This is a genomic window from Wolbachia endosymbiont of Litomosoides brasiliensis (genome assembly GCF_013366805.1).
Classification (GTDB): domain Bacteria; phylum Pseudomonadota; class Alphaproteobacteria; order Rickettsiales; family Anaplasmataceae; genus Wolbachia.
Window position 1 is genome coordinate 1 of sequence record NZ_WQMO01000011.1, and the last position, 11,927, is coordinate 11,927.

At 33.8% G+C, this 11,927-nt stretch carries 11 protein-coding genes and 2 pseudogenes; 11 read left to right on the top strand and 2 right to left on the bottom strand.

Annotated features, from left to right (window positions below; genetic code table 11):
- Nucleotides 1-246 precede the first annotated feature (246 nt).
- Nucleotides 247-390, bottom strand: coding sequence for a hypothetical protein (locus GO684_RS03155; protein WP_175938839.1), 144 nt, complete (start codon nt 388-390; stop codon nt 247-249).
- 1,129 nt (nt 391-1,519) lie between these two features.
- On the opposite strand from GO684_RS03155, the gene GO684_RS03160 reads away from it, so the two are divergent.
- The 4 genes from GO684_RS03160 (at nt 1,520) to dnaN (ending at nt 5,160) form a co-directional block, all read left to right on the top strand.
- Complete coding sequence (locus tag GO684_RS03160; RefSeq protein WP_175938841.1) at nt 1,520-2,257, top strand: P44/Msp2 family outer membrane protein; 738 nt, start codon at nt 1,520-1,522, stop codon at nt 2,255-2,257.
- Nucleotides 2,258-2,501: 244 nt separating this feature from the next.
- Nucleotides 2,502-3,395, top strand: coding sequence for an RNA polymerase factor sigma-32 (locus GO684_RS03165; protein ID WP_175938843.1), 894 nt, complete (start codon nt 2,502-2,504; stop codon nt 3,393-3,395).
- On the top strand, nt 3,388-3,885 hold the full coding sequence (locus GO684_RS03170; protein WP_175938845.1) for an invasion associated locus B family protein: 498 nt from the start codon (nt 3,388-3,390) through the stop codon (nt 3,883-3,885). Before GO684_RS03165 ends, GO684_RS03170 begins: the two co-directional genes overlap by 8 nt.
- A 123-nt stretch (nt 3,886-4,008) precedes the next feature.
- Nucleotides 4,009-5,160 carry a DNA polymerase III subunit beta gene (gene dnaN / locus GO684_RS03175; RefSeq protein ID WP_175938847.1) on the top strand — a complete coding sequence of 384 codons (1,152 nt, stop codon included), beginning with the start codon at nt 4,009-4,011 and terminating at the stop codon, nt 5,158-5,160.
- An 8-nt stretch (nt 5,161-5,168) separates the two neighbouring features.
- Here dnaN and truA read toward each other — a convergent pair whose 3' ends face one another.
- On the bottom strand, nt 5,169-5,906 hold the full coding sequence (gene truA, locus GO684_RS03180) for a tRNA pseudouridine(38-40) synthase TruA (protein WP_175938849.1): 738 nt from the start codon (nt 5,904-5,906) through the stop codon (nt 5,169-5,171).
- 413 nt (nt 5,907-6,319) lie between these two features.
- Here truA and GO684_RS05795 point away from each other — a divergent pair, with 413 nt between their 5' ends.
- From GO684_RS05795 to GO684_RS03205, 7 genes and pseudogenes are all read left to right on the top strand, one after another.
- Nucleotides 6,320-6,526, top strand: coding sequence for a hypothetical protein (locus GO684_RS05795; RefSeq protein WP_369408525.1), 207 nt, complete (start codon nt 6,320-6,322; stop codon nt 6,524-6,526).
- Nucleotides 6,527-6,695: 169 nt separating this feature from the next.
- Complete coding sequence (locus tag GO684_RS05600) at nt 6,696-6,836, top strand: DNA recombination/repair protein RecA (protein WP_255419656.1); 141 nt, start codon at nt 6,696-6,698, stop codon at nt 6,834-6,836.
- A 240-nt stretch (nt 6,837-7,076) separates the two neighbouring features.
- Nucleotides 7,077-7,199, top strand: a pseudogene (locus GO684_RS05800) (recombinase RecA); the annotation flags it as partial.
- A 239-nt stretch (nt 7,200-7,438) separates the two neighbouring features.
- Complete coding sequence (locus GO684_RS03190; protein WP_175938851.1) at nt 7,439-8,131, top strand: phosphatidylserine decarboxylase; 693 nt, start codon at nt 7,439-7,441, stop codon at nt 8,129-8,131.
- Nucleotides 8,128-8,898, top strand: coding sequence for a CDP-alcohol phosphatidyltransferase family protein (locus GO684_RS03195; RefSeq protein ID WP_175938852.1), 771 nt, complete (start codon nt 8,128-8,130; stop codon nt 8,896-8,898). The genes GO684_RS03190 and GO684_RS03195 overlap by 4 nt, the downstream gene beginning before the upstream one ends.
- A gap of 431 nt (nt 8,899-9,329) precedes the next feature.
- Nucleotides 9,330-10,262 (top strand): annotated as a pseudogene (locus GO684_RS03200) (alanine:cation symporter family protein).
- A 2-nt stretch (nt 10,263-10,264) separates the two neighbouring features.
- Entirely contained in the window at nt 10,265-11,731 is a 1,467-nt protein-coding gene (locus tag GO684_RS03205; RefSeq protein WP_175938855.1) for an alanine/glycine:cation symporter family protein, read from the top strand.
- Nucleotides 11,732-11,927 lie beyond the last annotated feature (196 nt).

Sequence of the window (11,927 nt, forward strand, 5' to 3'; positions counted from 1 at the left end):
GGATAGTGGTAGGTATATAATCTCGATACTTTTAGGTACCTTTAAATTTTCTGATTTATGCTAACTAGCACAATACATGATCAAGAAAGGCTTCTCGTGTTTATTATAACATTTGTCTAAGCAATATATTCACACAATCAGTATTAAACATTTGGTGTAAATAAGCTAGAACTCCCTCTATTTCTAGAATTAACTGCACTATAGAGATAAAAATTTTGCCACCTAATTTCACTTTAAACCTGTGTTCTAATGCTCTTTTAAACTAACCGTATCCAACTTTGAATGCATGCCAATGCGACTCATCAAAGATGAATAACCCTTGTCTAGAATGTTTACAATAGTTTTATTAAGTTTTTTTAAAACTCTTCCTGTCCACTTTATCTTGTTCATTGTAAATTGGTTTTGGCGTAGTATGCAAAAATCTCATTTTTTACATATTACAGCATGCTGTAAACTTGCTGACATTTAAGCTAAATTTCTCCTAGATTATTATTTAGTAATATTAGGGTTTTCTTGTATCCATACCTCAACTTATTTAAATTGACTCTGATTCAATCCAGTTTTTCTATAATATTGAAGGGGAGAGCAAACAATTTTTCTCCTTTTTCAGGTTTTAAGTGCTTTATTCTGTAGTCAATGCTGTTCTTGAAATGCAACATATTTTTACCACGGCTATTATATGTGCTTTTTTGCTGCAGTTACAGCATTTAGTTTTTTTGTAACATATACATTATTTCATATCTTCTCCAGCATTCCCTTTGCTGATTTCCCGATTTTTCCACCTAATAACTTTGATTTCAATGCCACTTAAACCTCGCTATTTTACTTACTTCAGCAAGGCTTCTTTTTCATTATTGGAAATCCGTTTCTTAATACAGTGGGGACTAATATTTAGGAGAAAAAAAGGCAAAAAAACCTTAGTCAATAACTCTCTTAGGAACTTAGAGTTAGTGCCATATACGCTTAACAAGTAGCCGAACCTGGGATTACAAATAATCATATGGCTATGGTTTTAAAGAGAGTGCAAAAGCTTGTCAAGTAATTTTTTATAAATAAGATTATTGAAAAAAGACAAAAGGAACCACGCGATGTGAGTTATTTGCTGTTTATTCCCTCAAAAACTTGGCGCCTGGTTTTCTTTTACATCGTGAGCGAGGTTCAGCTAATAAAGACATGAGATATCCATATAAGGAAAACCAAACATAACACGCCTAGTTTAATACTGTACTTTTGCCACCTAAACTTATAAGATTAAAGATAAGTTTTAATAAAATACCCTTTTAAATTTTATAGGGTAAAGGGGTTAGCAAGGTTTGTCAAGTAGTTTTTACATTCTTATCTTCTCTAATATTGCAATGTTCGGATAGATTCAGTCTTTTCATTAGTAAAATCTTTACCCTTCCACAAAAATTAGTTTAAGTGTCAAACATTTTGTGTTATTAAGTTAGTACTTGACTTGGCTTTAGTTTTTACTTAAATTACTAAAGTGGAATTTTAATTTTTTTTAACGAGGGCAATTATGTATTACAAAAAGTTTTTTTCAGCAACCGCTTTAGTGACGTTGCTAAGTTTATCAAACTCTGCTTTTTCAGACCTTGTTGGCCCAATAGCTGATGAGGAAACTAGTTACTACATTCGCTTGCAGTACAATGGTGAATTTTCACCTTTAAATACAAAGGTTGATGGTATTATAGGAGCTCAAAAGGATAGTAAAGATACTAACGACCTTTATAAGCCTTCTTTCATGGCTGGAGGTGGCGCATTTGGTTATAAAATGGATGATATTAGAGTGGACATTGAAGGGCTTTATTCACAATTAGGTAAAGATACTCTCTCACGAGCTCCTACTCCAGATATTGTAGATGACTTAACAGCAATTTCAGGGTTAGTTAATGTGTATTACGATATAGCAATTGAAGATATGCCTATTATTCCATATATTAGTGTTGGTCTTGGTGCAGCATATGTCAGCAACCCTGCAAAGGCACAAGTTGTTGCTGATCAAAAACGTGGGTTTGGTTTTGCTTACCAGGCGAAAGCTGGTGTTAGCTATAATGTAACTCCAGAAATTAAACTTTTTGCTGGAGCTCGTTATTTTGGTTCTTATGGCGCTAGTTTTGATAAAAGTGAAACAGTAAACAAAAAAGCCAGTGAGGATAAAAAAATAGAAGACAAAGAAACAAAAGTTACTGCAGGTGCATATAAAGTTCTTTACAGCACTATTGGTGCAGAAGCTGGAATAGCGTTTAATTTCTAATCTACCCTAGTTGTCTCTTATTATATCCTAGCCTGTATTCAAATAGTTGATACTGTGGGATCTAAAGGGAAGAAATGTGGATTCCAGTGTCTCTTAAGCACTGGAATGACACCATTTATTATGTAGGCTGTTTTGCATTACATACTGATGGATATACAATAAGTTATGCTTCCTCTAAATTAAAGCTTGAATTTTTGCTGAAAAGTCAATATATTGCATGTATGAAGTTTTAATTTAAGTTATTATGTTAACCTCAACGGTGAATCTATGTATTAATAGTAGCACTAATCTCATACAGTATATTGCTGAAGTACAAAAATTTCCTATGCTGTCTCAAGAGGAAGAGATACGGTTAGCGAAAAGTTGGAACCAGTGCGAGGATATTTCTTCTGCTCATAAGTTGATTACCAGCCATTTAAATTTGGTAGTAAAAATTGCAATGAAATTCAAAAACTATGGGCTATTGTTGATGGACCTAATTATGGAAGGAAATATGGGTTTAATGCATGCAGTGAAAAAGTTTAATCCTGATTTAGGGTTTCGTTTTTCAACTTACGCGGTGTGGTGGATTGAAGCTTCAATAAAAGACTTTATATTGAAATCTTGGTCATTTGTAAAAATAGGTACAACGCAAGCACAAAGGAGATTATTTTTTAGTTTGCGTAAAATAAAAAAAAGAATTTTGCAGTATACAAATAGGGAAACTTTAAATAATGAAGAAATAAAAGCAATATCTAATGAACTCTCTGTATCTGAAGGGGATGTTATACAAATGAATTACCGTTTAGCTTGTAAGGATCAGTCACTAAATAATTGCATAAAAATAGGTAGTGACTCTAAAAAAGAGCTACAAGACACGATCCCATGTAACTCGGTCAATCAAGAAGTAACCTACCAGAATCGTGAAGAGAAAGAATTAAAAGAAACAATTTTAAGCAATGCACTAGCAAACCTTAACGAAAGATCGAGAAACATTTTTATTAGCAGGTATTTGTCTGAGAACGCTCAAACTCTAGATGAGCTTAGTAAAAAATATTGTGTTTCAAGAGAAAGAATAAGGCAACTAGCCGAACAAGCGATGGGTAAGGTGAAACAACATATACAGTCGGAAAGTTTGAAATTTAGCTTGCGTGTGTAGTTTTTTTGTATTTCTAATATTTTTTTCAGTAAGTGCTCTTGCATCAGTCAATGATGTACAATTGAAGGAAAAATATAGAGATTGGCTCGTGTATACTGCATTGGAAGATGGAGAGAAAGTATGTTATATCGTGTCCTACCCTAAGAAAAAGAGCGAACATTATACAACTGACCGCAAGCCATATATAATGGTCAGCTATGTCAGTAAAAAAGCAGATGAGGTGAGTGTTGCTTCTGGTTTTCAGTATGGTAAGGAGCCTGTAGTTCTCAATATCGATAAAAAAATAAAATATACATTGCCCATAATACAAGGAGATCTTGCGTGGACAGAGCATCTAAAAATAGATCGAGATCTAATTCTAAAAATGAAGCAGGGGTTATCAATGGTGGTTAGTGGGAGAATAAAAGTAGCAACTATTGACGATACTTATTCTCTACTTGGGTTTCAAAAGGCGTACCAAAAAATGCATGATTTATGCCACGCAAAGTAGAAATGTTGTAATTTCAAGCTAAGCCACAGTGTAAAAAATTACTCCTCCGGTAGAAACATAAATAAGCACTTTACTTTACGTAGAATATTGATATCATTTGAAATATATTTTTAAGAATCAATAATGTCAGAGGTTGCAGGTGTAGAAGTCAAAAAACAAAGTTCTGCATGTAGGCAAATGCATTTCAGCGTAAGCCGTACAAATCTTTTAAAGACGCTATCCAGAGTAAGTGGAGTGGTCGAAAGACGCAATGCGATAGACATTTTAGCATGTATGAACATCAAAGCACAACATAGCAACATAAAATTAATGGCTACTGATCTTGATATTTCAATATTTGCTTCACTTGCCGCGGATGTATCAACAGAAGGAGAAGTAAAAGTTTCAGCACATACTTTACACGATATAGTAAAGAAGTTGCCAGCTGATTTGGATGTTAATTTTAAAATAAATGACCAAGGGAAGTTATTGATATCTTGTGGAAATGCAAACTTCTCTTTACCAAACGTAGTTCCAAACAATTTTTTTGTTCTTGAAGAAGGCGATTATAAGTATGATTTCACTCTACTGAATACAGACTTAATAGACTTATTAACTAAAACAAAATTTGCTGTATCGCTAGACGATATAAGATATAACTTGAATGGAATATATTTACATACAGATAAGCAATTTCTATATTGTGTTGCAACCGATGGTCACCGTTTATCGTGTGTAAAGAGGCCAAAACCTCAAAATATCAATGGCGAGTTTGGTGTAATCATACCGCGCAAAACTGTCATGGAACTGTTAAAAGTACTGGATGATTGTAATGAAATTAATATAAAACTTTCAGATAGAAAAATCAAATTTACATGTGGTGAGTATATTATAATATCAAAACTAATAGATGGGGCTTTTCCAAATTATAAAGGCGTTATTCCAGCATCTCAAGATAAACAAATAGTTGTTGAAAGCAGCAAACTTGCTAGCGCTATAGATCGAGTTTCCGTTGTTGTATCTGACAGAATAAAATCTATTAAGCTTTCATTACAAAAAAGGTTATTAACTTTACACTCAAACTCTCAAGAATGCAATGATGCAACTGAATTTATAGAGGTAGACTACAATGGAGCATCTATAGAAATAGGTTTTAATTCACGCTATTTACTTGATGTTTTATCCTGTATAAAAAGCAAATGTAAGTTTAGCTTATCAGATAATAATAGTGCTACAGTTATTACTGATGAAAATGATCCAAATGCATTATATATAGTGATGCCAGTGAGGACCTAAGCTATTAACTAGTAATCTATCTTTGCCAAATATAAACCAAAAGGTGGTGCAGTAACTCCAGCAGCATTTCTCTTGCACTGGTTTAATATACTTAGCATTTCTTGTGGATTGGTTCTATTTTTTCCAAATTCAACTAAAGTCCCTACAATGATCCTCACTTGGTTATGTAAAAAAGAAATAGCAGATATTTTGATATATATATAACTCCCATTCTGCACTATATCGATACCATCAATCGTTCTTATTGGATTTGTAGCTTGGCAATCTTTTGAGCGGAAACTTGAAAGATTATGTTTTCCAAGCAGGTGTTTAGCAGCTTCACGCATAATGTCTACATCAAGCGGATTAAACACTTGCCATGCATAACCTGCTTCCAGAACTGCAGGAGCGTAGCGATTAATTATTCTGTATTCGTAGTATCTTTTTTTTGCTGAAAATCGCGAGTGAAATGTATCATCCACAGCTTCTGTATTCAGCACAACTATAGGAATTGATTTTAAGTGATAATTTATGGCATTTCTTATTCTATAAAGCTCAAATTTTCTTTCCATATCGAAATGAGCAACTTGTCCTAAAGCGTGAACCCCTGCGTCAGTTCTGCCGCTACAGTGCAGAGTAACTTTCTCACCACTAAAATTAAATATAGCATTTTCTATGGTCTCTTGAATTGAGTTAGCAGAATGTTGCTGCTTCTGCCAACCAGAAAAACTACTGCCATTATATTCTATTGTTATTTTGTATCGCACTGCAAAGTTTATCTAATCTTCTATCTTAACATAATTTAGTATATAATTAACAAAGTCAGTTGTGCTACAAGGTCCTGCATTTGAAATAGTATGTGCCATATCTTTTAAGTCATATAGCTTATCTCCTCAAAATATTAATTTTTTTACCAAATAATATACAAGCACTAAAAAATCCCTGGCAGATTTTTCACGTTTTCGATTACCATAGAAATGATATGAATCTACAAATAATCTATAGCAAGCCAAAAGAAAAAAGTAATGATGGGTAAAAAGCGCTAGATAACACAATAAGCCAAATTGAAAAAGCATTCAGTAAAAGTGCAATAATGAAGCTAAAGCAAATCATGTAGAGAAATATAGATACGGCATTTATAGGATCAATTGCACTTGATTCAGCCCTGGATATTGGGGGATTGCTCAAAGGACGTATAGTTGAAATATTTGTTCCAGAAGGTTCTGGCAAGACCACTTTTGCTTTGCATGTAATTGCTAAAGCGCAGAAAAAAGAGGGGCTTATGTGCATTTATCAATGTAGAACATGTATTGAATGTCATGTATGTTGTAAATTTGGAGCAAATGCCGGTTGCTTGGTAACCTCGCAACTTAACGCTAGAAAGTAGGCTTTGCATATCGTTGAGTATCTAGCGTGTTTTAGAGCAGTTAATGTAATAGTTGCTGATTCTGGCAGAATTAACTCCAATAGCTAAAATTAAAGAGATATAGGCGATCAGTACATGGGATTACAAGCAAAGCTTTCAAGTCATAGGCTGCGAAAGCTCACCTCCACAGTTGAAAAGCGAACTGTATACTGATATTTATCAATCAAATTCGTGTAAAGATAGGAATGGCATAGGAAACCATAAAACTACCACGGGTGGGAATACATTAAAATTCTATACTTCTGTAAGACTTGATATAAGAAAGGGTTAGTACAACAAAAAGTAAAGAGAATATTACAGGCAATGAAACAAGAGTTAAAGTTGTAAAAATAAGATTGTCTCTCCGTTTAGAGAAGCAAAATTTGATATAATACATAACATAAGCATATCGAAACTTGGAGAAATAATAGATATAGGAGTAAAATTTGGTGTCCTTGAAAAAGCTGGTGCTTATTATTAGCATAACAACACACGCCTTGGACAAGAAAGAGAGAATGTAAAAAACTATTTCAAAGCAAACAAGGAAGTTACAAATGAAGTAGAAGCAAAAATCAGAGATTTACTTGGAAATAGCGATGATTTTATCACAATAGAGACGGAAAGCTGGCAGCTTTTAGAAGAAGCAATTTTCTAATTTTAGCTAAAACTTATGTCTGGTGAGCTGTTGTAGTGCATTTGTCATATCGCTGCAGTTTAGCATAAATTCCATTATGGAATAATAATTCATCAAATCGTTTAACTATAATATGGAAATTTGTAATGTTATCTTTGTACCAAAAGAATTTTGTTAAAGCAGCATGCACTTTAAAAAAAGCTTTTCATGAAGAGCGATAGATGATAAGTTGTTAATAATAGATTATTGTTAACAAGATTATGTGTTTTAGTTTACCTAGTATAAATAGGGGTGGTTATTTGTTTATAGTAGTTTCTTTTATAGTGACATGCATAGCATTCTCTATATCTTGGGGGTTTGGTGTTACATGCTTGTTTCCAACATTATTGTGCACTTATTTCTTTCGTGATCCAGCAAGGGTTGTGCCAGGCAACAAGGATCTTATACTAAGTCCTGCCGATGGTGTAATTTCAAAAATTGAAGAAGTTAATTACCCTTTGTCAACAGACAATGGAGAGGAAAAAAAATTTATTCTTATTAGCATATTCTTGAGCATTTTGAACGTGCATGTGAATCGCATACCAATATCTGGTATAGTAAAGGAAATGTACTATAAAAAAGGTAAGTTTGTGTCTGCAATGAACAATAAATCTGGCAATGAAAATGAAAAGCAGGTTATTGTGGTTGAATACACAAAGGGAAAAGAGATTATTGTAGAACAAATAGCTGGACTAATTGCACGTCGTATCGTTTGTAATTTAAGAGTGTCTCAAAGCGTCAAAGCAGGTGAAAGATTTGGAATTATAAGATTTGGCAGTAGAGTAAACATTTATGTTCCTACTGATATAGAAATAAGGGTTTCAGAAGGGCAAACTGTTGTTGGTGGTGAAACAATTATAGCTTCCTTAAATAAGGAAAATGCTCAAGAGAAACTCACTTTTGACATTGTATGAACAACAATAGCAGTAACAGTAGATCTCTACCTATTGCTAAATTATTCCCAAATTTTATAACTTTATTGGGTTTGTGCTCTGGTCTTACTTCGCTTAAGTTTACATTTAATGAACAGTGGGAGTTTGCAGTGATTTTTATTATCATTGCAGCAATTATAGATGGAATGGATGGTAGGATAGCCAGAATTCTAAAATCAACTAGTGATTTTGGAGCACAGCTTGATTCTTTTGCAGATTTTCTAAATTTTGGGGCAGCACCTGCATTTCTTTTATATTTTTGGAAGTTAAAAGAAATTAAAGTTATAGGTTGGATATTAGTGATGATATATGTAATCTGCATCTCAATAAGGCTTGCAAGATTTAATGTGTCGCTAAACGTAGAACAACTTGACTGGGAAAAATTTTTCTTTTCTGGAGTTCCAGCACCAATATGTGCTTTACTTTCTTTGTTGCCAATAATTGTCACCTTTCATTCTCAGGAAAATGAGTATTTACTTCTTATAGAACAACTTTTTAACATAAGGAATGCGGCTTGTTACTTTTTGACTATTTCATTTTTTTCAGTCAGTCATATTCCAACTTTCTCTGCAAAGTACATTTATATTCCCAGGAGCCTATCCTATATATTTGTATCACTTTTCGGAGTATTTATCGTATTCTTTGTTAGCAAACCCTGGATCACTCTACCAATTTTAGGTATAGTGTATACTCTTACTATTCCAATAAGCACCGGACTTTATATATATTACACGTATAAAACTCGTTAGCCATAGATCGCAATAAAAAGCAGTGGCAATATGATTGTAAAAATAAGTGAATTATTAAATTCACCCCTGTACTAAAGATATTTTACACTTCATTTATAACCATTCGGGTAATTGTAACTGGAGTTTTTTGTACAGTTCAGCTCAAGTTTACCAACTTTAGATTATTCAAGCATGGAATACAAACACTATTCAACTAGAATGTAATCATAACGACGGCATAATCACTCATACCCAAGCGTTTGTAGCGGCAATCTCAGAAACGGTTGGCCTTGGAACAATATCAGATTGCAATAGCTATTACAGCAGGAAACCCGAGTGCAATTTTTTGGATGATAACTATCGAAATACTTTGGCGTGTCAATAAAGTTCATTGAAGTAGCGTTTGCATTCAGTTATCGCTCTGAAAATAAAACTGGTGTGATTTTTATTACATGAAGTACAGACTTGCAAAGATTGAATTTACAAGAATTGGCAGATTTCTCTCATATACCTGCGCAATTATGTTACTTATTGCAATGATTTTTGGTGACATACCATTTCATGCAAATCAAATCGCAGTGTTGTTGAATAACCTCTTTAAATATAGAGCATCTATCATTATATCACCACTTATTTTAAGTGTAACACCGGAAAGAATAAAACACATTGCTTTTGTTGCAACAGGTTTAGTGCCGATTATGATAGTGTTATATGTAGGCATGTGTGTATATCTAATCTGTGTGAACAGAAATAATCTGCTGGATGTTTTATCTACAATATTACAAGATATCTTTAACAGATCAGCTATAAGAGGTGGGGTATTAAATGGGTTAGTGCCGAAGTGAGAAGATCAGTTTTCGCTAACGAGGTGGTACAGGAACAGCAGCTATAGCGCATTTAGCTGTGAAAGAAAAAGATCCAATTAAAGTTGTGATGTTATAATGATTGTACCACTTGTAGACACAATACCAGTCTCATTTTTGACTGATGTTGTGACGATTATCACTGGTATGCATAGCACTAATAACGTAAGTGATATTACATTGGTTAGCTCAGTATTTTTAATAATCTTGCCTTTATTCAGCAAGCTAGTTCTTCCGCTAACAATGTTTTCCCTTGCATTTTCCACAATAATAGCTTATTATTACTATTACAAAGTAGCCTTGTTGTGCTTATTTGGTAACAAAAAAGTACTGATATTGTTTCAAGTTCTTATAACGGTTTCGGTGTATATTAGTTGTATGTCAAAAAATATAGAATTTACATCTTATCTAGGCAACAGTTTATTTATGTGCCTTATGGTTCCAAATGCTGTTGCAATATATCTACTGAGAAGGGAAGTCTTAAATACAATAGATTCTTATTACAATTCTAAAGGGTATTAAACATGATTTATAGATTGCTTTATATAGTATTGCTTTGCCTATTGTTTAATGACGTGCATGCTACTTCAGGTTTTTATGAGAGCTATGATGCTATGTTAAATGAAATAAACAACTTCATGAATGAAGTGTTATTTTTCAAGGTTTTCTACGTGCCATTTATAATTCTTCTAGTGGCTTTTAGTTATATCTTTTTAACATTGCGTTTCAAATTTCTCAACATAAAGATGTTTAAACATGCGTTCGCTATTTTATGTGGAAAATATGGTGCAGATCATCATAATGGTCACATTACGCATCTTCAGGCATTTGTCACTGCACTTTCAAGCACGGTAGGCCTTGGAACTGTTGCTGGTGTCGCAATTGCAGTTTCAATGGGAGGGCCAGGAGCAGTACCTTGGATGATGATTACAGGCTTTTTTGGTATGTCAGCAAAATTCGCTGAAGTGACTTTAGCATTCAGGCACAGAACAAAAGGTCAGGAACAGTTATTTAGTGGTCCCTTTCAATACATAAGAAATGGGCTGGAGGAATTTGGATTCAAGAAACTTGGTATTGTATTGGCTGCCATATATGCGGTATTTTTTGTATTATCAGGTCTGGGAGGAAGTGTAGCATTTCAAACCAATCAAATGGTTTCAATGTTATCTGGCTATTCAAATTGGGTGGATAGTCATCCTTGGTTTCTATCTTCCATAATCTCTGCGTTGCTCGCTTTAGTGATTATCGGTGGAATTAGAAGGATAGCGAAAGTATCTTCTGCACTAGTACCTGTTATGTCACTCATATATATTTTCAGTTGTGTTACAATAATCACGTTTAATATTCACAACCTTGGTAATGCATTTAAAATATTATTTTCTAATATGATAGACCTCAATGCCGTTGATGGAGGAATAACAGGTGCATTTGTTGCTGGAGTTCAAAGGGCAATTTTTGCCAGTGAAGCAGGTGTTGGTTCTGCTTCAATTACTCACGCAGTAGTTAGAGATGAGGAGCCAGTTAGAACTGGACTAGTTGCGATGATAGAACCATGCTTTGATACAATGTTAATTTGTTGTCTAACAGGAATAACAATAGTGATAACAGGTGCGTACCAGACTGGCATTGGCGAAGGAATATTGATTACCCAAAGAGCGTTTGAAACAGTTTCTTCTTGGTTTCCTATACTATTAACTATAGCTGCGCCTTTGTTTGCGTTTTCTTCGGTAATTTCGTTTGTATATTGTTGTGAAATGGGATGGCTATATTTGTTTGGTGCAAAAAGTGTTGTAATATACCGCATAATGGTAGTAGTGGTTGCATTTTTCTCAGGTTTGTCTAAAGATATAATGGCTATTGCTAATATCGGTGGAACTCTGTTCTCTTGTTTGGCTCTTATTAACATGACAGCACTTATACTGTTTAGCAGTCAAGTTAGTGATGAAGTTCAATGTTATCTAAAAAGGCTAAGAAATAATAAAATCAATTAGGTTCTTGGTGCAATGTCAGTTAAACGAAAAAAACAAATAAGGATGCTAATCTTTGGCGTCATTTCAGTGCATAACACTGGAATACAGCTCTCTGGTGTACTTATTTGTAATTCCAGCATCTTGAGGTGACATTTTCTTTGGTAAGACCATTCTTAAGCCACAACACTCGTACAGTTTATACGTCACACGCTAGAAT